Source organism: Streptomyces sp. Ag82_O1-12 (assembly GCF_900182715.1).
Classification (GTDB): Bacteria; Actinomycetota; Actinomycetes; order Streptomycetales; family Streptomycetaceae; genus Streptomyces; species Streptomyces massasporeus.
In genome coordinates this window covers 4,920,080-4,942,032 of sequence record NZ_FXUW01000001.1, presented here as the reverse complement: position 1 = coordinate 4,942,032, position 21,953 = coordinate 4,920,080, and the positions used below count along the sequence as shown (strand labels likewise).

Here is a 21,953-nt window from a genome sequence, read left to right as displayed (position 1 = left end):
CGAGACCACGCGCCCCCTCCGCACGAACCCTGCGACGGGGCAACGCCCTTCTTTCAGGCGCGCGGGGAACTGCGCGATGAGCCACGGCAGCCCGCAGCCGCCGACGAAGAGGAACCCCGCGCCCCGGACCCGACGGCCACCCACGTCCGTCCGCGTCCGTCCGCTACCCGAGCCCGATGGCCGCGCAGTCCGCCTTGTACTTGGAGGTGCAGATGTCCTTCACGGTGTACACGCCGTCCGTGATCACCGTGTCTTTGATGTTGTCCTTGGTGAGGGCGACCACCGGCACCAGCATCGCCGGGATGCTCTTCTTCGTGGGGCTGTCGACGGTCTGCCGGGTCAGTGCCGCGAACTCGATCGCGCGGCCCTGCACCTTGGCGACCGCGATCTTCGCGGCGTTGGTCGCCTCCAGCAGGAAGGACTTGTACACGGTCATGTACTGCTCGCCGGAGACGACCCGCTGCACCGCGTCGAGGTTGGCGTCCTGCCCGGTCACCGGCGGCATCCTGGTGGCCCCGGCCTCCTGGAGCGCCTCGATGACGGCGCCGGCCATGCCGTCGTTGGCCGAGTAGACGGCGGCGATGTTGTTCAGCCCGACGGACTGGATCGCCTTCTTCATGTTGGCCTTGGCGATCGCGGGCTTCCACTCCTTGGTGTCGTACTCCTCGACGATGTTCACCTGGCCCCGGAGCTCGCTCAGCGCGCCGTCCTTGAACCGGGCGGTGTTCGGGTCGCCGGGGTCGCCGTTCATCATGACGACCTTGCTCTTCTCGGCCTTGTCGCCGAGCTCTCCGACGATGGCGCGGCCCTGGACCTGCCCGACGAGTTCGTTGTCGTGGGAGACGTAGGCGTCGATCGGGCCCTCGGCGAGCCGGTCGTAGGCGATGACCGGGATGCCGGCGTCCTTGGCCTTCCGGACGTCCGTGGCGATGGCCTTGGAGTTGAGGGCGTCGACGAGGATGACGTCCACCTTGTCGGCGATCATCTTCTGGAACTGCTCGCTCTGTCTGGTGACACTGGCCTCGGCGTTGGCGTAGCGGACCGTGCCCTTGTTCTCCGTGAGGGACGCGACCTCCTGCTTGATCAGCGGGTAGTCGAACTTCTCGAAGCGTGCCGTGTCCCGGTCGGGCAGCAGCAGGCCCACCGTGATGTCGTTGTCCTTCTTCGCGGCGGAGTCGTCACTCCCGCCGTCGCCGCAGGCGGCGAGGGACAGGGCCGATACGGAGACCGCCAGGGCCATGGAGATGCGCCGCACGGCGGCCTGACGGGGGTTGCGCGCTATCACTGGTGGTGCCTTCCGATGGGGGGAGCATCGTGACGAGGTGGACGAAAGCCAACGGGCAGACGCCGTGCGTCGTCAAGAACCACGTGTGAAGAGATCGCAAAGGTGACTCACCGGGTGTACAGGCCCTCCACTTCCGAGGCGAACGCACGCAGCACGGCCTCCCGGCGGAGCTTCATCGACGGGGTCAGATGGCCCGCCTCCTCCGTGAAGTCCTCGGGCAAGATGGCGAAGCGGCGGATGGACTCCGGTCGGGAGACCAACTTGTTGGCCTCGTCGACCGCGCGTTGCAGGACGGCGCGCAGTTCCTCGTCGTCGACGAGGAGCGTGGGCGGCACGGGGTGTTTGCCGTTCATCTGGCGCCAGTGGGTGATGCCGTCCGGGTCGAGGGTGATCAGCGCCGAGACGAAGGGGCGGCCGTCGCCCAGGACGAGGCACTGGGAGATCAGCGGGTGCGAGCGCAGCCAGTTCTCCAGCGGGGCCGGGGCGACGGACTTGCCGCCCGCGGTGATGAGCAGTTCCTTCTTGCGGCCGGTGATCGTCAGATAGCCCTCGTCGTCGAGTTCGCCGAGGTCGCCGGTGGCGAGCCAGCCGTCGGGGGCGGCGGAGACGACGCCCCCGGCCTGCGGGTCCCAGTAGCCGCGCAGCACGTGGTCGCCGCCGACCAGGATCTCGCCGTCGGCGGCGATGCGGACGCGGGTGCCGGGCAGCGGCCAGCCGACGGTGCCCAGGCGGGGCTTGAGGGGCGGGGTGACGGTGCTCGCGCCGGTGGTCTCCGTCAGGCCGTAGCCCTCGAAGATCTCGATGCCCGCACCGGCGTAGAACGCGGCGAGGCGGCGGCCGAGCGGGGAGCCGCCGCAGATGGCGTAGCGGACCCTGCCGCCCATGGCGTTGCGGATGCGACGGTAGACCAGGGGGTCGTAGAGGGCGCGGGCGGCCTTCAGGGCGCGGGAGGGGCCGGGGCCGGTGCCGGTCTGCTGGGCCTCCAGGGCCTCTCCGTAGCGCTGCGCCACCGACACCGCGCGGTCGAACGAGGAGGCCCGGCCGCCCGACTCGGCCTTGGCGCGGGCCGAGTTGAAGACCTTCTCCAGCATGTACGGGATGGCCAGCAGACAGGTCGGCCGGAAGCCGGCGAGGTCGGGCAGCAGGTGCTCGGCCTTGATGCTGGGCGCGTGGCCCAGGCGGACCCGGGCCCGGACGCAGGCGATCGCCACCATGCGGCCGAAGACGTGGGACATCGGCAGGAACAGCAGGACGGAGGCCTCTTCGCTGGTCTTGGCCCGGAAGACGGGGTAGAGCAGCTCGATGGCGTTGTCGACCTCGGCGAAGAAGTTGCCGTGGGTGAGGGCGCAGCCCTTGGGGCGGCCCGTGGTGCCCGAGGTGTAGACGAGGGTGGCGAGGGTGCCGGGGCCGAGCATGCCGCGCCGCACCTCGACCTCCTGGTCGGGCAGGTGCGCCCCGGCCTCCGCGAGCCGGTCCACGTGGCCCTTCTCGACGATCCACAGGTGCTGGAGGTCGGGCAGTCGCTCGCGCTCCGGGCCGAGGGCGGCGGCCTGTGCGGCGGTCTCGGTGACCAGGGCGACCGCGCCGGAGTCCTGGAGGATCCAGCGGGCCTGGAAGACGGAGGAGGTGGGGTAGACGGGGACGGTGACCAGTCCGGCCGCCCAGGCGGCGAAGTCCAGGACGGTCCACTCGTAGATGGTGCGGGCCATCACGGCGATCCGGTCGCCCGGCATCAGGCCCTCGGCGACCAGGCCCTTGGCCACGGCCCGCACCTGGTCGGCGAACTGCGCCGCCGTGACGTCGCGCCAGCGGCCTTCGGCGTCCTTGCGGCTGAGGGCCGCGGCGCCCGGGTTCGCGCTCGCGTTGTCGAACGGCAGGTCGGCGAGCGACCCGTGGGTCCACGGCGGGGCCAGCGGCGGTACGGAGACCTCCCGTACCGCCCCGTCCAGCCGCCGCACCTCGGGCTCGACGAGCACCGGACCTCCGTAGGCGTCGCCGTAGGCGGAGGAGGGATACGCAGTGGACACGGGCGGCTCCTGGGGCGTGCAGCGAAGGACTGCTTGCTGCATGAGGTACGTGCCTCGCACGCCGAGGCGCTCAACCGGCGGAACCCCCAGAAAGGGGTTACTGACGGTAGGAACGGGATCGTACGGCGCTCACGTGGCGGCTTTGTGCGGGTTAGGGGATGGTCCGGAGCCAGGCCTGTGCAATCTCGGGGGTTACGTGAGGGTCATTCAGGTTCCGTGGGGCCGTCCCCCCTCAGGCGCGTTCCAGGATGGCCGTCACCCCCTGTCCGCCCGCCGCGCAGACGGAGATCAGGCCGCGGGCGGGGGCGTCCCGTTCGGTGAGGAGCTTGGCGAGGGTGGCGACGATCCGGGCGCCGGTGGCGGCGAAGGGGTGGCCGGTGGCGAGCGACGAGCCGGCGACGTTCAGCCGGGCGCGGTCCACGGTGCCGAGGCCCTGCTTCTCCCAGGCGGCGAGCGTCGCCAGCACCTGGGAGGCGAACGCCTCGTGGATCTCGACGAGGTCGAAGTCGTCCAGGCCCAGCCCGGCCCGCTCCAGCATGCGCGGGACGGCGTGGGCGGGCGCCATGAGCAGTCCGTCCTCGCCGCCGGCCACATCGCCGCCCACGAAGTCGACGGCCGCCGTCTCGTACGCGGTGAGGTACGCCAGCGGCTCCAGGCCGCGCTCGCGGGTCCACTCCTCGCTCGCCAGCAGGACGGTCGCGGCGCCGTCCGTCAGCGGGGTGGAGTTTCCGGCCGTCATGGTCGGGTCGGGGTGGCCGAGCCCGAACACCGGCTTCAGGGAGGCGAGTTTCTCCACCGTCGAGCCGGGGCGCAGGTTCTGGTCGCGGGCCAGGCCGCGGAAGGGGACCACCAGGTCCTGGAAGAGGCCGCGTTCGTACGCCGCCGCCAGCCGCTGGTGACTGGTGGCGGCGAGTTCGTCCTGCGCCGCGCGGGGGATGCCCCAGGCGCGGGCGGTGACGGCGGCGTGTTCACCCATGGACAGGCCGGTGCGCGGCTCGGCGTTGCGCGGGATGTCGGGGACGAGGTGGCCCGGGCGCACCTTCGCGAGGGCCTTGAGGCGGGCCCCGGTCGACTTCGCCCGGCGGGCTTCGAGGAGGATGCGGCGCAGGGAGTCGTTGACGCCGAGGGGCGCGTCGCTGGCGGTGTCGGCGCCGCCCGCGACGGCCGATTCGGTCTGGCCTAGGGCGATCTTGTTGGCGGCGGCGATGACGGCCTGGAGGCCGGTGCCGCAGGCCTGCTGGATGTCGTAGGCGGGGGTGCGCGGGTGGAGTTTCGAGCCGAGGACGGTCTCGCGGGCGAGGTTGAAGTCGCGACTGTGCTTGAGCACGGCCCCGGCGACGAACTCGCCGACCGCGCCCGGATCCTGGAGCCCGTACCGCTCGACGAGGCCGTCGAGGGCGGCGGTGAGCATCTGCTGGTTGGAGGCGGTGGCGTAGGGGCCGTCGGAGCGGGCGAAGGGAATGCGCGCTCCGCCGACGACCGCCACGCGCCGCACCGACTGCGACAGCTGCTGGGGGCTCATCTCGACCAGCCCATCTGACCAGCTCATCTCGACCTGCTCCTCGTCCGTGACGTAGCCTTACCTCCGGTAACCTTACTCCAGAGTAAGCAGGAGTGGGGCTTCGGTGAGCCGTTTTCGGGAACTGGGAGTCGTCCATGGCCGACCGCTATCTGCGCTTGACCGGCACCGCGCCCGGCCGCTTCCTCACCCGGCGGCTGGGGCTGCCGCAGCCCGCGGCGCTGACCCGCTGGTCCGCCGAACGGCCCGCCCTGGACGGCGGCCTGCTGCACCTCACCGCAGGCCGGTCCGCCCTCGACCTGGCTCCGGTCCTGGCCCGTACCGGGACCGGCCCGGCCGGCGACGGTCGCACGGCCGCCGTCGTCCTGGACGCGACCGGGGTGCGGGACGTCGAGGCCCTGGCCGAGGTGCACGCCGCCCTGCATCCGGTCGTGCGGTCGGTCGCCTCCAGTGGGCGCGTCGTGGTGCTCGGCGCGCCGCTCGACCCCGCCGACCACCACCAGGCCGCGGCGCAGCAGGCCCTCGAGGGCTTCACGCGCTCCCTCGGCAAGGAGATCGGCCGGGGCAGGACGGTGAACCTGGTCCGGCTCACGGACGCCGCCGCCACGGAGTCGACACTGCGCTTCCTGCTGTCGCCCAAGTCGGCCTATGTGAGCGGGCAGGTGATCGAGGTCGGAGCCGACCGGGAGCCCGCGGCCGCCGACCGGGAGCCGACCGCCGCAGACCCGGACCGCCCCCTGTCCGGCCGCACCGCTCTCGTCACCGGCGCCGCCCGGGGCATCGGTGAGGCGGTCGCCGAGACCCTCGCGCGGGACGGTGCCCGGGTCGTCGTGCTCGACGTGCCGCAGGCCGAGCAGGACGCCCGGCGGGTCGCCGAGCGGCTCGGGGGCACCGCGCTGCTGCTCGACATGACGTCCGCCGACGCGGGCGCCCGGATCTCCGAGGCGCTGCCCGACGGCCTGGACCTGCTGATCCACAACGCGGGCATCACCCGCGACCGGCGCCTGGTGAACATGCCCGCCGAACGCTGGATCTCCGTCCTGGAGGTGAACCTGGCGAGTGTGCTGCGCACCACGGACGCCCTGCTGAAGGACGGCACGCTGAAGCGCGGCGGCCGGATCGTCGCCACCGCCTCGATCGCGGGGATCGCCGGCAACGCCGGCCAGACCAACTACGGGGCGAGCAAGGCGGGCGTCGTCGGCCTGGTCCGCTCCCTCGCGCCGCGCGCCCTCGACGAGCACGGTGTGACGGTCAACGCGGTCGCGCCCGGCTTCATCGAGACGAAGATGACGGCCGCCGTCCCGCTGTTCATCCGCGAGGCGGGCCGGCGCATGAACTCCCTCGCGCAGGGCGGCCTCCCGGCCGACGTCGCCGAGACCACCGCCTGGCTGGCACACCCGGCCTCGGGCGCGGTCAACGGCCAGGTCGTCCGCGTCTGCGGCCAGAGCCTGCTGGGGGCGTGATGGCCGACTCCGCCGCCGCTCTCGTCCTCACGGAGTCCCCCTCCCTCGCCCCGCTCCTCGCCCGGGGCGCCCTGCTGTCGCCCTTCAAACGCCCGGACCCCGACGGGGAGTTCCCCCGCACCCGGCTCGTCCTGCGCGGCCTGCGCGTGGACCTCGCGCGGCTCGCGGCATACGAGCGGGTCTGCGGGTTCACGACCGGGGAGGACGCGCTGCCGGTGACGTATCCGCACGTGCTCGGATTCCCCCTGGCCATGCGGCTGATGAGCGGCCGGGGCTTCCCGCTGCCGCTGCTCGGCCTCGTCCACACGTCGATCACCGTCACCCGGCACGCACGGATGCCGGCGAGCGGCACGTACGAACTCTCCGTGCACATCGAGGGGCTGGCCCCCCACCGGCGCGGCACGGAGGCCACGGTCGTCACCGAGGTGCGCGGCGACGGGGGCCTCGTGTGGGAGTCCAGGAGCACCTACCTGGCCCGGCACCGCACGCAGGGGCCGGTCGCGGCTCCCCGGGAGGCGGAGGCCCGCAAGCCGCTGCCCGAGGCCGCGCGGTGGCGGCTCGCCGGGGACGTCGGACGCCGCTACGGGGCCGCCTCCGGGGACCGCAACCCGATCCATCTGCACCCGCTCACGGCGCGGCTGTTCGGCTTCCCCCGGGCCATCGCCCATGGCATGTGGACCGTGGCCCGCTGCCTCGCCGCGCACGGCGTCCCGGAGTCCTGCCATCTGCGCGCGGAGTTCCGGGCCCCGGTCCTGCTGCCCGGAGAGGTGACGTACGCGGAGCGGGACGGCCGGTTCGAGCTGCGCGGCGGGCAGGACCGGATCCATGTGACGGGGGATGTCTACCCGGTGTGAGGGCCCGGCTGCTCCTCCGGGGGCGCCCAGGGCCGTCCCGCCATGAGGTCCCCGAGCCCGGCCCAGGCGAAGTTCATCAGCGTGGCCGCGGCCTGGCGGGCGGTGACGCCCGGGGTGGCGTTGGCCCAGGCGGCGAGCGACTCGGCGGCGCCGACCAGGGCCTCGGCGAGCCCTGCGACCTCACGCTCGGGCAGGTCGGGGTCGCGGTGAACCTCGCGGGCACCGGCGAGGATCAGCTGCGTCACGAAGGCGACGATCTCCTCGCGCATCGAGGCGACCTCGGCGGCGAACGGCTCGCCGTGCGTACGCGCCTGGAGGTGCAGGACCGACCACGCGTCCGGGTTCTCGCCGGTGTGCGTGAAGAAGGCGCCGAGGCCCTCCCACAGTTGCCGGTCGGCGGGCAGGTCGCGGCGGACCCCGGCCCGTACCGCCTCGACGAGGGCCCCCGCCTCCCGTCGGATGCAGGCGCTGAAGAGGTCTTCCTTCGAGTTGAGGTACAGGTAGACCAACGGCTTGGACACACCGGCCAGTTCGGCTATCTCGTCCATCGACGCGGCCATGTAGCCCCGTTGGCCGAAGATCTGCACGGCGGCGTCCAGCATCTGCTGCTCACGGACCGCGCGCGGCATCCGCTTCGTCTTCACGGCACCCATACCGCTTAGCGTACGGGCCCGGCGGGCCGCCGCCCCTGTCGGCCGCGAGGCGATCGTGCGCTTCCTCTGCGAGGACTCCCCCCGCCTGGTCGCGCGGGACGGGGTGCGCGCGCACATGGACACGACACAGGGGCACCGCCTGCTCTACGGCGAGTTGCCGCGGTAGCAGGGGGCGCCCCTTGGAGTGCCGTCAGGCCGGAGTGCCGTCAGGCCGGAGTGCCGTCAGGCGGTCGCGCCGACCGGCTCGGTCCTGTCGCGCGGCTCGTCACGCGGCTCGTCGAACGGGTCGTCCAGGGAGGAGCCGTCGGCCGTGGCGTAGGCGTCACGGTCGAGCAGGTTCTCGCGGGCGGAGACCAGGACGGGGATCAGCGCCTGCCCGGCGACGTTGGTCGCGGTGCGGATCATGTCCAGGATCGGGTCGATCGCGAGGAGCAGGCCCACACCCTCCATCGGCAGGCCGAGGGTGGAGAGGGTCAGGGTCAGCATGACCGTCGCGCCGGTCAGGCCGGCCGTGGCGGCGGAGCCGACCACCGAGACGAACGCGATCAGCAGGTAGTCGCCGACGCCCAGCTGGACATCGAAGATCTGGGCGACGAAGATCGCGGCGATGGCCGGGTAGATCGCGGCGCAGCCGTCCATCTTGGTCGTCGCGCCGAACGGCACCGCGAAGGACGCGTACTCCTTCGGCACGCCGAGCCGCTCGGTGACCTTCTGCGTCAGCGGCATGGTGCCGACCGAGGAGCGGGAGACGAAGGCCAGCTGGATCGCGGGCCAGGCGCCCTTGAAGAACTGGATCGGGTTGACCTTGGCGACGGTCGCGAGCAGCGTCGGGTAGACGCCGAACAGCACGATGAGGCAGCCGACGTAGATGTCGGCGGTGAACGTCGCGTACTTGCCGATCAGGTCCCAGCCGTAGGTGGCGATGGCGTAGCCGATGAGGCCGATCGTGCCGATCGGGGCGAGCCGGATGACCCACCACAGCGCCTTCTGGAGCAGGCTGAGGGCGGACTCGCTGAGGGTGAGGATCGGCTGGGCCTTCTCGCCGAGCTGGAGCGCCGCGATACCGGCGACGGCGGCCATGAAGACGATCTGCAGCACGTTCAGCTGGGTGAACGGCGTGATGACGTCCGTCGGGATGATGCCGGTCAGGAAGTCGATCCAGGAGCCGGTGCTCTTGGGCTTCGCGCCGTCCTTGGGCGTGAGGCCGGTACCGGCGCCGGGGTTGGTGACCAGGCCGATGATCAGGCCGATGCTCACCGCGATCAGCGACGTGATCATGAACCACAGGAGGGTGCGCGAGGCCAGGCGGGCCGCGTTGTTGACCTTCCGCAGGTTGGTGATCGAGACCAGGATCGCGAAGAAGACGAGCGGGGCGACGGCGAGCTTCAGCAGCCCGATGAAGGTGTCGCCGACCTTCTCCAGTGTCGTGACCAGCCAGGACACGTCCTGGTCGCGGGCGAGCCAGCCGAGCAGCACACCCAGGACGAGACCGGCGAGTATCTGGGCCCAGAAGGGCACCTTGAAGGACTTCGTGTGTGAGGACACGGACTGACTCCGTTGGGGGACGCGAGGGGGGAACTGACGTGGGAGACGACGGGGGGTTGCGTTACGTCAGGGACGACAGAAAGCGGACGCGCACCGACAGAGATCCACGTGCAGTCGCGCCACGAGCGGAGCGCTCGGGGGCGAATGGGGCGCGACTGCTGACTTCATACCACGACCTTAACACCTGAGCTTTGGGGACCCCAAAGCCTGGCTTTGACAGGTGACGACGCACACACACCCATACAACGCAAAGCGCCCCGTTTCCGAGCATGTACGGAAACGGGGCGCTGCGAACGCGTGCGGGGACCTTACGAGGTCTGCCCCTGGGCCCGGGCGCCGTCGTCGGCCACGTCCTCCTGGCTGCGGTTGGCGTCCAGGTTGGCCTTCATCCGGTCGACGCGCTGGGCGACCTGGACCGACGCCCGGTCCCGCTCCTTGCGCAGTACGACGAAGCTGATCGGCGCGGAGATCAGTAGGGCGAGCAGCACGACCCACAGCCCGTTGCTGTTGCCGAGACCGCGCGGGGCGATGCCGGAGTAGACGGCGCCCCAGACGACCACGAGGCAGCCCACGAAGACTCCGAGGCGCATCAGCGTGTAGCGGAGCATCTCAATCCACTCTTCCGGTTCGAACGGTCGGAACGCACCCAAAGGGGCACCGTCCAGTGAAGCACGCCGAGCGGCCGATCTTGCAGGGGGGTCAGGCCAGGGTCAGGCCAGGGGCAGCAGCATGATGACGTCGTCGCGGTCGTCCCCGGGTGCCACCCGGATCGCCCCGGGGATGCGACCGACCTCCTTGTAGCCGCAGGACGCGTAGAACCGCTCGAGACCGAGTCCGCCCCGGCAGGTCAGCCGGATCGCCTCGATGCCGTCCATGCGCCGGACCGCGTCGGCTGCGGCACCGAGCAGGTCCCGGCCGTAGCCCTTGCCCTGGTGCCGCGGGTGCACCATCACCGTGTACAGCCACAGCCAGTGCGTCATCAGGTGGTGCGTGTTGTAGGTCAGGAACGCGGTGGCGGCGACCCGCCCCTCCTCGTCGTGCCCGACGAGCAGTTTGACCCGTCCCTCGGCCATCGACGCGAAGTGCTGCACCAGCGCGGGGCGGATCTCCTCGCGCGTCACCGGCGGCACGTACCCGACGGCTCCGCCGGCGTTGGAGACATCGGTCCACAGATCGAGCAGGCCGTCACGCAGCTCGGGCGTGACGGCGGGGTCGAGCGTGAAGGTAAGGGGCATGCGCGGATTCTAGCTATTACGACAGTGCGTGCGCCGCCACTTTCAGGGTGCCGAGGTCCTGACCATGCCCTCCGGGTCCCCCCTCAGGGGCGCGGGGAACTGCGCGACCAGCCCCCCACGCACCCGCACCCGCACCCGAAAGCGAAAGCGATCAAACCCGCATCGGCTGCGGCGACTCACGACGCTCCGCGTCGGGCCCCTCGTACTCCCGGATGATCTCGTACCGCGTGTTCCGCTCCACGGGCCGGAACCCGGCGTCACGGATCAGATCCAGCAGATCCTCACGCGTCAGCTTGTTCGGCGTCCCGTAGTTGTCCGCGTCATGAGTGATCTTGTACTCGACGACCGACCCGTCCATGTCGTCCGCCCCGTGCTGAAGGGCGAGCTGCGCGGTCTGTACGCCGTGCATGACCCAGAAGACCTTGACGTGCGGCACGTTGTCGAACAGCAGTCGCGACACCGCGAAGGTCTTCAGCGCCTCCGCCCCCGTCGCCATCTGCGTCCGCGCCTGAAGCCGGTTGCGGACCTTGCCGTCCTTCATGTCGACGAAGTCGTGCTGGTACCGCAGCGGGATGAAGACCTGGAAGCCGCCGGTCTCGTCCTGCAGCTCACGCAGCCGCAGCACGTGGTCCACCCGGTGCCGCGGCTCCTCGATGTGGCCGTAGAGCATGGTGGCCGGGGTCTTCAGACCCTTCTCGTGCGCGAGCCGGTGGATCCGGGACCAGTCCTCCCAGTGGGTCCGGTGGTCCACGATGTGCTGCCGGACCTCCCAGTCGAAGATCTCGGCGCCACCACCGGTGAGGGACTCCAGACCCGCGTCGATGAGCTCGTCGAGGATCTCCGACGCGCTCATCCCCGAGATCGTCTCGAAGTGGTGGATCTCCGTGGCCGTGAACGCCTTCAGCGAGACGTCCGGCAGCGCGGCCTTCAGCTCCCGCAGCGACCGCGGGTAGTAGCGCCACGGCAGGTTCGGGTGCAGCCCGTTGACGATGTGCAGCTCGGTGAGGTTCTCCGACTCCATCGCCTTCGCGAGCTTGACGGCCTCCTCGATGCGCATCGTGTACGCGTCCTTCTCCCCCGGCTTGCGCTGGAAGGAGCAGTACGCGCAGGAGGCCGTGCACACGTTCGTCATGTTGAGGTGCCGGTTGACGTTGAAGTGCACGACGTCGCCGTTCTTGCGGGTGCGCACCTCGTGCGCCAGGCCGCCGAGCCAGGCCAGGTCGTCCGACTCGTACAGCGCGACGCCGTCCTCACGGGTCAGCCGGACACCCGCCCTGACCTTCTCCTCCAGCTCGCGCTTGAGCCCGAGATCCATGCCCACACCTTTCTACGACGACGTCCCTTACCGTACGCCCCCACCCTTCGGGCGGGAGGTGCCCCCAAACGGCCCTCCGGGCCTACTCCTCTTCGGGCAGTTCCCCGACCCGGTTCTCCCACTTCGTGGAGAGCACGATCGTCGTACGCGTCCGGGAGACCCCCTTCGTGCCGCTGAGCCGCCGGATCATCTTCTCCAGGCCGTCCACGTCGGCCGCCCGCACCTTGAGCATGTACGAGTCGTCGCCGGCGATGAACCAGCAGTCCTCGATCTCCGAGAGGTCCTTCAGCCGCTGCGCCACGTCCTCGTGGTCGGTGGCGTCCGAGAGCGAGATGCCGACCAGGGCGGTGACGCCGAGGCCGAGCGAGGCGGCGTCGACGGTGGCCCGGTAGCCGGTGATGACTCCGGCCGCCTCCAGCCGGTTGATGCGGTCGGTGACACTGGGTCCCGACAGTCCGACGAGGCGTCCCAGCTCCGCGTAGGAGGCCCGGCCGTTCTCCCTCAGGGCCTGGATGAGCTGCCTGTCCACCGCGTCCATTGCGATCGAAGCCTTCCGCTGAAGTTGTAGTTGAGTCCGATGGGGTTCGGGTGCTGCTCAGCCGTCGCGGTGCGCACCGCCGCCGAGTTCACCTTGCCAACGGCGGTAGAGCCGGTGCGGCACGCCCGCCGCGTCGAGTACGCGTCCGGCGACGAAGTCCACCAGGTCCTGGATGTGCGTCGCGCCCGCGTAGAAGGCGGGTGAGGCGGGCACGACCGTCGCGCCCGCGTCGTCGAGGGTGACCAGGTGCCGCAGGGTCTGGCCGTTCAGCGGGGTCTCGCGCACGGCCACGATCAGCTTGCGGTCCTCTTTGAGAGTCACGCTCGCCGCCCGTTGCAGCAGGTCCTTCGACAGACCGAGCGCGACCCCCGCCACGCTCGCCGTCGAGGCGGGCACGATGAGCATGCCCTTGGTGGGGTACGACCCCGAGGAGGGCCCGGCGGCCAGGTCGCCGGCGCTCCAGTGCCGTACGGCGTCGATGTCGACGGAGAAGGTGCCCGGCTTGCCGTCGGCGCCCCGGGACAGCCATTCCCGCAGGTCGTCCTGCCAGTGGGCGTCCCGGAAGGAGATCCCGGTCTCGTCCAGCAGGGTGAGCCGGGAGGCCCGGGACACCACGAGATCGACGCTCTCGCCGGCGTCGAGAAGCGCCCTCAGCACGGCAGCGGCATACGGGGTGCCGGAGGCCCCGGACACCCCTACGATCCAAGGCGTACGCGGCATCTCGCCTGGCTTGACTGGGTTCACAACACCGAGCCTATCCGGCGTCGCAGGGTGGGAACCGGCCAAGGGGTGCGGGCCGTTGCACGGAGGGGACGAGCGAGCACTGGGGGTCGCCATGCCGGATCCGCGAGCCGGGTGGTCACAGAGCGATCGTGCGCTGGCCGCGGGCAAGCTGATGCTGGCCTGGGTGGCGCTGCTGTGGCTGCTGGAAGTGGTGGACGTGGTCACGGGCCATGCGCTGGACGGCTTCGGTGTCACCCCGCGCGAGCCTTCCGAGCTGGTCGATGTCGTCCCCTCGTCCTTCATCCACTTCGGCTTCGCCCATCTGGCGGCGAACACCGTGCCGCTGCTGGTCCTCGGCTTCCTCGCCGCGCTCGCGGGGCTGCGCCGGTTTCTGCTGGTCTGTGCGCTGATCATCGTCGTGGACGGCCTGGGGGTCTGGCTGATCGCCCCGGCCCACACCAACACCGCGGGCGCCTCCGGCGTGATCTTCGGCCTGTTCGGGTTCCTTCTGATCACCGGTTTCGTCGAGCGCCGCCCCCTGGGCATCCTGGCCGGGGTCGTGATCGCCGCGATCTGGGGCGGCTCCATCCTCACGGGCCTGGCCCCCACGCAGACGGGCGTCAGCTGGCAGGGCCACCTCATAGGCCTGCTCGCGGGCGTGGCGGCGGCGTTCCTGTTCCGCCGCCGCCCGGAGGCGAGCCGCGCGCTCACCGCACCGTGATCAGACGGTCAGACCCCGCACCAGCAGATCGAGCAGCGCGCACACGAACAGCGCGATCCCGATGAAGCCGTTGACGCTGAAGAAGGCACGGTTCACACGGGACAGGTCGTGGGGGCGCACGATCGAGTGCTCGTAGAGGAACGCGGCGGCGACGATCAGCAGGCCCATCCAGAAGAAGGCGCCGGCGCCGGTGGCCAGGGCGTACCAGACGAACAGGGCCGTCGTCAGGGCGTGGCAGACCCGCGCGCCCCAGATCGCCGACGGGATGCCGAAGCGGGCCGGGACGGACATGACGCCGATCTCGCGGTCGGTCTCCACGTCCTGGCAGGCGTAGATCAGGTCGAAGCCGCCGATCCAGATGCCCACGGCGAGGCCGAGGATCACCGCGTCCCAGGACCACTCCCCCGAGATCGCCAGCCAGCCGCCGACCGGGCCCATCGCCTGGGCGAGGCCGAGGATGGCCTGCGGGAAGTTCGTGAACCGCTTGCCGTACGGGTAGACCACCATCGGGATCACCGCGATGGGGGCGAGTGCCAGGCACAGGGGGTTCAGCAGGGCGGCCGCGGTCAGGAACACGACCAGGGCGATCAGCGCACCCGTCCAGGCGTGCTTCACCGACATCGCGCCCGTCACCAGCTCGCGCTGTGCCGTGCGCGGGTTCCGCGCGTCGATCTCCCGGTCGATGATCCGGTTGACCGCCATCGCGAAGGTGCGCAGGCCCACCATGCAGATGGTGACCAGCAGCAGCCGGCCCCAGTGGATGTTCTTGTCCCACTGGAACATCGCGGTGAGCGCGGCGATGTAGGCGAAGGGCAGCGCGAAGACCGAGTGCTCGATCATCACCAGCCGCAGGAACGCCTTGGTGCGTCCCGGCTGGGGGATCGCGGCGGAAGCGGAACTCACAGTCCGTACTCCTTCCAGCGACGGTCCACCTTCGCCGCCGTCTCCGGATCCGACTCCACCATGTCGGGCCAGCCGCCGTCGCGGGTGTAGCCCTCCTCGGGCCACTTCTTCGTCGCGTCGATGCCGGCCTTGCCGCCCCAGAACTGCTGGTAGGAGGCGTGGTCGAGGTGGTCGACCGGGCCCTCGACGATCGACAGGTCGCGGGCGTAGTCGGTGTTGCCCAGGGCCCGCCAGGCGACCTCGTGCAGGTCGTGCACGTCGCAGTCGGAGTCGACGACCACGATCAGCTTGGTCAGCGACATCATGTGCGCGCCCCAGATCGCGTGCATGACCTTCTGCGCGTGCTTCGGGTACTTCTTGTCGATCGAGACGATCGCGCAGTTGTGGAAGCCGCCCGCCTCCGGCAGGTGGTAGTCCACGATGTCCGGCACGATGATCTTCAGCAGCGGCAGGAAGAAGCGTTCCGTCGCCCGGCCCAGCGGCCCGTCCTCCGTCGGAGGCCTGCCCACGACGATCGACTGGAGCAGCGGCCGCTTCCGCATCGTGATGCAGTCGATCGTCAGCGCGGGGAAGGGCTCCTGCGGCGTGTAGAAGCCGGTGTGGTCGCCGAACGGCCCCTCGGGCAGCATCTCGCCCGGCTCCAGCCAGCCCTCGATCACGACCTCGGCCTGCGCCGGCACCTGGAGCGGCACGGTCTTGCAGTCGACCATCTCGATCCGCTTGCCCGCGAGGAACCCGGCGAACAGGTACTCGTCGATGTCCCCCGGCAGCGGGGCCGTGGACGCGTACGTCACGGCGGGCGGGCACCCGAAGGCGATGGCGACGGGCAGCCGCTCACCCCTGCGCGCGGCCACCTGGTAGTGGTTGCGGCTGTCCTTGTGGATCTGCCAGTGCATGCCGATGGTGCGCTTGTCGTGGCGCTGGAGGCGGTACAGCCCGAGATTGCGGACGCCGCTCTCCGGGTCCTTCGTGTGGGTCAGTCCCAGGTTGAAGAACGACCCGCCGTCCTTCGGCCAGGTGAAGAGGGCCGGCAGCAGGTCCAGGTCGACGTCGTCCCCGGTCAGGACGACCTCCTGCACGGGGCCGTCCTTCACCTTCTTCGGCGGTACGTGCGTCATCGCGCCGAGCTTGCCGAAGGCCTCGCGCACGCCGACGAAGCCGTGCGGCAGCTCGGGCTTCAGCAGCCCGCCGATCCGCTCGGAGATCTCGGCGTACGACTTCAGGCCCAGGGCCTTCAGCAGCCGCCGGTCCGTGCCGAACACGTTCATCGCCAGCGGCATGCTCGACCCGCGCACGTTCTCGAAGAGCAGCGCCGGGCCACCCGCCTTCTGCACCCGGTCGACGATCTCCCCGACCTCCAGATACGGGTCCACCTCGGCCTTGATGCGCTTGAGGTCGCCCTCGCGCTCCAGCGCCCTGAGCAGGGAGCGAAGATCGTCGTAAGCCATGGGGTCCAGTATCCCCGAGCCGCTACCCTGGCCTGGAACCACCCACCGCTTTCGCTGAGAGGCCGCATGCTCCGGGTACTGATGTTCCTCGTGCCGCTGGCGCTCAGCGTGTACGCGTTCATCGACTGCATCAGCACGAAGGACGACGAGATCCGCCACATGCCCAAGCCGCTGTGGGCACTCCTCGTCCTGGTGTTCCCGCTCGTCGGGTCGATCTCCTGGCTGATCGCCGGCAAGAAGCGGGTGCCCGCGGCGGAGCGTCCGCGGCAGTGGGTGGCGCCGGACGACAATCCGGACTTCCTGAAGTCCCTCGACGAGGACAAGAACAAGGACGACGACCCGAGGCGCGACGAGTCCTGAGGGGCCCTGAGGAGCTTTCGGGAAACGGGTTGCCTCGGACACACGCATGGTCGTCAATGGTGTTCACAGTGTGACCACCGGCCTTCAGAAGGACGCCATGGAGATCCAGCAGCCACCGGGGCAGTGGGACGTGCCGCCCCCGCCCTCCACGCCACCGCGCGCCATGACGGACATCGAACTACGCGTCCACAAGCGCCTGTTATGGGTCGGCACAGCCGCCTACCCGCTGCGCAACATCGCCCGGGTGTACACGTTCACCCTCCGTCCGAAGCGCAAGGAGGCGGTCTTCCGCTTTCTGAAACGCGCCGGGATCATCCTGGCCGTGGCCATCGGCCTGTCGATCGTCGGCGGTCTGATCTCCCTCGCCAGCAGTTCCAGCGGCCCGTACGAGAGTGAGCAGTCCGGCGGCGGTGGGCTGATCATCTTCGTATGGATCTGCTCCGGCGCGGCGCTGATCTACTTCTTCGTCGAGATGCTCTCCGTGGTCACGGCGCCGTCCCACTACGTCCTCGCCATCGAGACGGCCGGTCCGTCCACCGCGATGGTCACCAGCCCCGACCCGCAGCACCTGGACCGGCTCGTCGGCTACGTCTCGGGGGCGCTGGAGAACCCCGACACCGAGTTCCAGGTGACGGTGGAGCAGCTCACCATCAACTCACCCACCAACTACCACTTCGGCGACAACGTCAACATGTACGGCGGCAGCGGAAACGTGGGGATCGCGGCATGAGCGGCAACAGCTACTACTACGGCGACAACGTCAACATGCACGGCGGCAGCGGCAACACGGGCATCGTGAAGAACGGGGCCTCGGGCGACACGGACCCCGCCCTGCGGATGGCCCTCGCCGAACTGATCCGCGAGGTCCGGGAGTTGCGCGATCAGTTGCCGCAGCCGAGCGCGCAGCTCATCGACGAGTCCCTGCCGGTGCTGGCCGCGGACGCCGCGCCCGCGCAGGAGCGGCACCGGGCACTGATGGCGATCGCCGCGATCGCCGCGGCCGTCGGGTCGGTGGGGCAGCCGGTCGCGGAGGCGGCCAACCGGATCCTGCAGATGGTGAGCGGGCAGTAGGTCAGCGCAGGGATCCGACGAACGCGGACCAGGCGGACCGGGTGACGACCAGGACCGGTCCGTCAGGGTTCTTGCTGTCGCGGACGGGGACGGTTTCGGGGTAAGCGGGGGCTATTTCTATGCAGTTGCCGCCGTTGGCGTCGCTGTAGCTGCTCTTGATCCACTGCGCCCCGCTGAGTTCGGGCTTCTTCATGACGCTCGTACCTCTCCATCACGTCGCTGATCAGAGCAGCGGACCCGGGGGCTGACGGAGCGTCCGCCCTGAGCACATCATAGGAGTGGCTGTGGCGTGCATAGAGGGCCGGATCGTCGTTGAAGTGGCCGCGATCCAGGGACTCCGAGTAGACCCACCGATGCCCGTCCGGCAGCTCGATCAGCGACATGGAGCCGCTGGGGCGAAACAGGCCGAGGCGGTCCGCGGGGGCGACCTGGATACGGATGTTGGGCCGCCGCCCGACGTCGAGCAGGTGCGCGCACTGGTCCCTCATCAGGCCCGGGTTGCCGACGACGTTGCGTAGGCAGCTCTCGTCCAGGACGACGAGGTACAGCGGGCCCCCCTCCGCCAGGAAGCGTTGCTGACGGCTCAGTCGGGCTCGCAACCGCTCCTCCAACTCCTCGCCACTCACCAGCCGCGAGAACAGCGCCCGGGCATAGTCAGCCGTCTGCAACAGCCCCGGGATGACCCGCTCCTGGTACTCCCGCAGGGTCACGGCCACCTCGTCCATCTCCGCCCGCCGCCGGAACCAATCCGGATGCTCCACCTGCGGATACCAGTCGATCTTGGCCCACAGCCGAAGCAACACCCCACCCGTATCCAGAAGTTCGTCACAGGTCTTGGCGAACGTGTCCTGCGGAACCCTCGTGCCCGCCTCCACCCGCGCCACGTGCGAGCGGTCGCACGGGATCTGCCTCGCCAGTGCCTCCTGCGTGAGCAGCGCCGCCTCGCGGAAATGCCGGAGCACCTCCCCGAACACGGCAGCCGTACTCGCCCCCGACTCCGCCCCGCCGTTCCGTCGGCTCACCGCTCCCCCTCCGTGACAGTGCACCGGTGTCACACGCCAAGCATTGAACCGGACCGTTCCCGTGCGCAACGCTCGATACACCCAGAGTGACGGAGGTATGCGAAATGGAACCGGGAACGCTCGTCTACGACCCGCACACGCGCAAGGTCGGCGAGTACCAGGACAGAACCGGCCCGTACGTGATGCTGCGCCCGGTCGGCGGCGGCCGGGAATGGCAGGCCGACCCGGCGAGGATCCGGGAGGCCACCCTGGACGAGCGGCTCAGCGCGGGCGTACGCGCGCTCAACGACCGTTCCAGGGAGGGCTTGTCGGCCGATCCGCACCGGCCGCCCTCACCGGTGCCCGGGTGCGTGGGCTGCGAGGAGCTGGCGCTCCGGCGGGACAGGGCACGGGCCGCGTTCGACGGCAGTGCCGTGACCGACGCGAACGTGCTGCTGCGCCAGCACCAACGCGACGAGCACGGTGGGGAGTCGACCGGCCGCAGGATCTTCCGGTACGTGCCGTACACGATCGTGCAGGACGCGTCGGCGCAGCCCGAGTACGAGGCGCGGTGCGTCTCGGGCGAGGAAGAGGACTGCGGGGCGGGTTCGGGCCCGCGTCAGGCGCCCGGCGAGGTGGAGGAGTGGCAGCGCAGGCACACCCAGGAGACGAGGCACCTGCGCTACCGCCGCTGCTTCGCCGACTACGCGGTGCTGGAGAGGCAGGGCTGACGGGGCACGAACCCGCCGAAGAAGCGCGCGGCCCCGAGAGCGCGGCGTACGTCACCCAGCCAGAAACCCACCGGTCCGGGACGCCCGGGCCGCCGCCACCTCCCCCGGGGTCCCCTCCGCCACGACCCGGCCGCCGCCCGCCCCGCCGACCGGCCCGAGGTCGATCAGCCAGTCCGAGGCCCGCATGACGTCCACGTTGTGTTCGATGGTGATGACGGAGTGGCCCGCGTCCACCAGCCGTTGCAGCACCCCGAGGAGCCGTGCCGTGTCCGCCGCGTGCAGTCCGGTCGTCGGCTCGTCGAGGACGTAGAGGGTGCGGCCGGCCGCCCGGCGGCCCAACTCCTTCGCCAGTTTGAGGCGCTGGGCCTCGCCGCCGGAGAGCGTCGGCGCGGGCTGGCCCAGCGGGAGGTAGCCGAGGCCGACGTCGGCCATGCGGCGCAGCCGGGCGGCCACCGCGGGCACCTCCCGGAACACCTCCAGCGCCTCGTCCACCGTGGCCGCCAGCACCTGCGCGATGTCGTACCCCTGGTACCGGACGCCCAGCACCTCGGGCCGGAACCGCCTGCCCCGGCAGGACGGGCAGCGCACCTCGACCGCCGGGAGGAAGTGCATGTGCACCGACAGCACTCCGGCGCCCTCGCAGCGCTCGCATCGGCCGCCGGCCGTGTTGAAGGAGAAGTGGCCCGCTGTGAGCGCCCCCTTCGAGCGCGCCGCGAACACCTCCCGGATCGGCGTGAACACCTCTCCGTACGTCGCCGCGTTGGAGCGCGGCATCCGGCTGACCGGCTCCTGGTCGACCGTCACGATCTTGCCCAGGTGCTCCCAGCCGTCGATGCCGTCGTGCTCGCCGGGCTGTTCCCCCGCACCGTTGAAGCGCCGCCGCGCGGCCCGGTCCAGGATGTCGAGGAGCAGTGTGGACTTGCCCGATCCGGACGGGCCCGTGACCGTGACCAGCCGGCCGAGGGGGATGCGTACGGTCAGGTCCTTGAGGTTGTGGGCCCGGGCGCCCCGGATCACCAGGGCCGTTCCGCTGTCGCCGCGTCCCCGTGGGGCCGGTTGCGCCGCCCGTCCGGACAGATACGCCCCGGTCGGGGAGCCTTCCGTCGCCGCGATCTCCTGCGGTGTGCCCTCGGCGACGATCCGCCCGCCGTCCCGGCCCGCCCCCGGCCCTACGTCCACCACATGGTCCGCGGCCTTCAGGACGTCCAGGTCGTGCTCGATGACCAGCACCGTGTTGCCGAGGTCGCGCAGGCGGCGCAGGACGCCGACCAGGCGGGCGGTGTCCGAGGGGTGCAGGCCGATGGTCGGCTCGTCCAGGACGTAGAGGACACCGGTCAGGCCGGAGCCGAGCAGGGCGGCCAGGCGCAGCCGCTGGGTCTCGCCCGCGGAGAGGCTGGGGGTGGCCTGGCCCAGGGTGAGGTAGCCGACGCCGACGTCCAGCAGGCGGCGGACCCGCTCCTCCAGGTCGGCGACGACGGGCTCAACGAGCGGCCACTCGTCCTCGGCAGAGCGTTCGCGCAGGCCGCCCAGCCAGTCGGCCAGGTCGGTCAGCGGAAGCCGGGTGGCCTCGACGACGGTGAGGCCGTGCACGGTCACCGCCCGGGCGGCAGCGCCCAGCCGGGTCCCGTCGCACTCCCCGCAGGGCTGCTTCACCAGGCCCTGCCGCTCGGCCCGTTCGCGGTACTCGGGGTCGTCGGCGCGGTCGTTGTAGCGGCGCAGCAGGGCCGTCGCGACCCCTTCGAAGCGGCCCGCCGCCACGGTCGCCGGAGGCTCGGTCTCGGGGAAGTGCCGCCGGAACTCGTGGCTCTCGACGCCGTGGAGCAGCAGGTCCCGCTGCCTGTCACCGAGTTCGCCGAGCGGTGTGTCCACGTCGAAGGCGAAGCCGTAGTGGCCGGCGGCGGCCCGCAGCACGGGGAGGCTCCAGTCGGTGAACTTGGCGTTCCAGCCGTGCACCGCCCCCTGCGCGACGGACTTGCCGTCGTCGACCAGGCGCCGTACGTCGGGCCGGATCACCTCGCCCAGGCCGGTGCAGGCCGGGCAGGCTCCGGCGGGCTTGTTGAAGGAGAAGGAGCCCATGACCAGTTCGGGCACGGAGGTGGAGCAGTGCGGGCAGGGCCGCTGCCCGGCTTCGGCGTCCTCGTCGGCCTCGGCGTCGTCGGCGTAGGACGGCGGGATGTCCTTGCCGCAGCCGGGGCAGGGCCGGACCCCGATGCGCGACCACAGCAGCCGCAGGTAGGTGAAGACCTCGGTGACCGTGCCGACCGTGGAGCGGGGGCTGCGGTTGGTGTGGTGCTGGTCGACGCTGATCGACGGGGACAGGCCGGTGATCGAGTCGACGGCGGGCTTGCTGACGAAGCCGGTGACCATGCCCAGCGACTCCAGGTACTGCCGCTGGCCCTCCCGGTGGAGGGTGTCGAAGGCGAGGGTGGACTTGCCGGAGCCGGACAGGCCGGTCAGGACGACCAGCTTGTTCTTCGGCAGGGAGAGGGAGACGTTCCTGAGGTTGTGGAGCCGGGCACCGGTGACGCGGATGAAGTCGTCCATTCCTTCAAGTCTTCCAT

The 21,953-nt window shown here is 70.8% G+C and carries 23 protein-coding genes; 7 read left to right on the top strand and 16 right to left on the bottom strand.

The annotated features are described in order from the left end of the window. Positions 1-163: 163 nt before the first annotated feature. The 3 genes from QOL88_RS22760 to QOL88_RS22750 all read right to left on the bottom strand — a co-directional run bounded on the left by QOL88_RS22760 (position 164) and on the right by QOL88_RS22750 (position 4,834). A complete protein-coding gene (locus QOL88_RS22760; protein ID WP_179879137.1) occupies positions 164-1,240 on the bottom strand; it encodes a sugar ABC transporter substrate-binding protein in 1,077 nt (358 codons plus the stop codon). A gap of 152 nt (positions 1,241-1,392) precedes the next feature. Further along, the gene (locus tag QOL88_RS22755) at positions 1,393-3,312 is read right to left on the bottom strand and encodes an AMP-dependent synthetase/ligase (protein WP_097218932.1); all 1,920 of its coding nucleotides are present in this window, start codon (positions 3,310-3,312) and stop codon (positions 1,393-1,395) included. Positions 3,313-3,544: 232 nt separating this feature from the next. Then, entirely contained in the window at positions 3,545-4,834 is a 1,290-nt protein-coding gene (locus QOL88_RS22750) for an acetyl-CoA C-acetyltransferase (RefSeq protein ID WP_097223134.1), read from the bottom strand. A gap of 134 nt (positions 4,835-4,968) precedes the next feature. On the opposite strand from QOL88_RS22750, the gene QOL88_RS22745 reads away from it, so the two are divergent. Both QOL88_RS22745 and QOL88_RS22740 read left to right on the top strand, forming a co-directional pair. After that, positions 4,969-6,294, top strand: coding sequence for a 3-oxoacyl-ACP reductase (locus tag QOL88_RS22745; RefSeq protein ID WP_097218929.1), 1,326 nt, complete (start codon positions 4,969-4,971; stop codon positions 6,292-6,294). Beyond that, positions 6,294-7,148 carry a MaoC/PaaZ C-terminal domain-containing protein gene (locus tag QOL88_RS22740; RefSeq protein ID WP_097218927.1) on the top strand — a complete coding sequence of 285 codons (855 nt, stop codon included), beginning with the start codon at positions 6,294-6,296 and terminating at the stop codon, positions 7,146-7,148. Before QOL88_RS22745 ends, QOL88_RS22740 begins: the two co-directional genes overlap by 1 nt. Here QOL88_RS22740 and QOL88_RS22735 read toward each other — a convergent pair. From QOL88_RS22735 to QOL88_RS22705, 8 genes are all read right to left on the bottom strand, one after another. After that, positions 7,136-7,801 carry a TetR/AcrR family transcriptional regulator gene (locus QOL88_RS22735; RefSeq protein ID WP_097218924.1) on the bottom strand — a complete coding sequence of 222 codons (666 nt, stop codon included), beginning with the start codon at positions 7,799-7,801 and terminating at the stop codon, positions 7,136-7,138. The genes QOL88_RS22740 and QOL88_RS22735 overlap by 13 nt on opposite strands. Positions 7,802-8,023: 222 nt before the next feature. Further along, the gene (locus QOL88_RS22730) at positions 8,024-9,346 is read right to left on the bottom strand and encodes a dicarboxylate/amino acid:cation symporter (RefSeq protein ID WP_097218922.1); all 1,323 of its coding nucleotides are present in this window, start codon (positions 9,344-9,346) and stop codon (positions 8,024-8,026) included. 66 nt (positions 9,347-9,412) lie between these two features. Continuing rightward, positions 9,413-9,514, bottom strand: coding sequence for a putative leader peptide (locus QOL88_RS38635; RefSeq protein ID WP_324616928.1), 102 nt, complete (start codon positions 9,512-9,514; stop codon positions 9,413-9,415). A 140-nt stretch (positions 9,515-9,654) separates the two neighbouring features. Next, entirely contained in the window at positions 9,655-9,954 is a 300-nt protein-coding gene (locus tag QOL88_RS22725; protein ID WP_097218920.1) for a DUF4229 domain-containing protein, read from the bottom strand. A 102-nt stretch (positions 9,955-10,056) separates the two neighbouring features. Further along, the gene (locus tag QOL88_RS22720; RefSeq protein WP_097218918.1) at positions 10,057-10,581 is read right to left on the bottom strand and encodes a GNAT family N-acetyltransferase; all 525 of its coding nucleotides are present in this window, start codon (positions 10,579-10,581) and stop codon (positions 10,057-10,059) included. A gap of 151 nt (positions 10,582-10,732) precedes the next feature. Further along, positions 10,733-11,896, bottom strand: coding sequence for an aminofutalosine synthase MqnE (gene mqnE / locus QOL88_RS22715; RefSeq protein ID WP_097218916.1), 1,164 nt, complete (start codon positions 11,894-11,896; stop codon positions 10,733-10,735). 82 nt (positions 11,897-11,978) lie between these two features. Continuing rightward, positions 11,979-12,434 (bottom strand): Lrp/AsnC family transcriptional regulator, encoded by a 456-nt coding sequence (locus QOL88_RS22710; protein ID WP_031103084.1) that lies wholly within the window; start codon positions 12,432-12,434, stop codon positions 11,979-11,981. A gap of 57 nt (positions 12,435-12,491) precedes the next feature. Further along, a complete protein-coding gene (locus QOL88_RS22705) occupies positions 12,492-13,154 on the bottom strand; it encodes a UbiX family flavin prenyltransferase (protein ID WP_097218913.1) in 663 nt (220 codons plus the stop codon). A 115-nt stretch (positions 13,155-13,269) separates the two neighbouring features. Between QOL88_RS22705 and QOL88_RS22700 the strand changes: the two genes are divergently transcribed. Beyond that, positions 13,270-13,878 carry a rhomboid family intramembrane serine protease gene (locus tag QOL88_RS22700; protein ID WP_097218910.1) on the top strand — a complete coding sequence of 203 codons (609 nt, stop codon included), beginning with the start codon at positions 13,270-13,272 and terminating at the stop codon, positions 13,876-13,878. Here QOL88_RS22700 and mqnP read toward each other — a convergent pair whose 3' ends face one another. Beyond that, positions 13,879-14,781, bottom strand: a complete 903-nt coding sequence (mqnP, locus tag QOL88_RS22695; protein WP_097218907.1) for a menaquinone biosynthesis prenyltransferase MqnP — start codon at positions 14,779-14,781, stop codon at positions 13,879-13,881. Continuing rightward, on the bottom strand, positions 14,778-16,229 hold the full coding sequence (locus QOL88_RS22690; protein ID WP_097218905.1) for a menaquinone biosynthesis decarboxylase: 1,452 nt from the start codon (positions 16,227-16,229) through the stop codon (positions 14,778-14,780). Before QOL88_RS22690 ends, mqnP begins: the two co-directional genes overlap by 4 nt. Before the next feature lie 66 nt (positions 16,230-16,295). Here QOL88_RS22690 and QOL88_RS22685 point away from each other — a divergent pair, with 66 nt between their 5' ends. From QOL88_RS22685 to QOL88_RS22675, 3 genes are all read left to right on the top strand, one after another. Further along, positions 16,296-16,589, top strand: coding sequence for a PLD nuclease N-terminal domain-containing protein (locus QOL88_RS22685; protein ID WP_030840172.1), 294 nt, complete (start codon positions 16,296-16,298; stop codon positions 16,587-16,589). Between the two features lie 163 nt (positions 16,590-16,752). Next, positions 16,753-17,319 (top strand): DUF6232 family protein, encoded by a 567-nt coding sequence (locus QOL88_RS22680; RefSeq protein ID WP_179879136.1) that lies wholly within the window; start codon positions 16,753-16,755, stop codon positions 17,317-17,319. Beyond that, entirely contained in the window at positions 17,316-17,660 is a 345-nt protein-coding gene (locus tag QOL88_RS22675; protein ID WP_097218903.1) for a hypothetical protein, read from the top strand. The genes QOL88_RS22680 and QOL88_RS22675 overlap by 4 nt, the downstream gene beginning before the upstream one ends. A gap of 1 nt (position 17,661) precedes the next feature. Here the strand turns inward: QOL88_RS22675 and QOL88_RS22670 are convergent, their stop codons facing one another. Together QOL88_RS22670 and QOL88_RS22665 are read right to left on the bottom strand one after the other, a co-directional pair. Continuing rightward, positions 17,662-17,775 (bottom strand): DUF397 domain-containing protein, encoded by a 114-nt coding sequence (locus QOL88_RS22670; protein ID WP_257028075.1) that lies wholly within the window; start codon positions 17,773-17,775, stop codon positions 17,662-17,664. Next, the gene (locus tag QOL88_RS22665) at positions 17,723-18,682 is read right to left on the bottom strand and encodes a helix-turn-helix domain-containing protein (protein ID WP_097218899.1); all 960 of its coding nucleotides are present in this window, start codon (positions 18,680-18,682) and stop codon (positions 17,723-17,725) included. Before QOL88_RS22665 ends, QOL88_RS22670 begins: the two co-directional genes overlap by 53 nt. Positions 18,683-18,786: 104 nt before the next feature. Between QOL88_RS22665 and QOL88_RS38630 the strand changes: the two genes are divergently transcribed. After that, positions 18,787-19,392, top strand: coding sequence for a DUF7848 domain-containing protein (locus QOL88_RS38630; RefSeq protein WP_097218897.1), 606 nt, complete (start codon positions 18,787-18,789; stop codon positions 19,390-19,392). A gap of 51 nt (positions 19,393-19,443) precedes the next feature. Here the strand turns inward: QOL88_RS38630 and uvrA are convergent, their stop codons facing one another. Then, complete coding sequence (gene uvrA / locus QOL88_RS22655) at positions 19,444-21,936, bottom strand: excinuclease ABC subunit UvrA (protein ID WP_097218895.1); 2,493 nt, start codon at positions 21,934-21,936, stop codon at positions 19,444-19,446. Positions 21,937-21,953 lie beyond the last annotated feature (17 nt).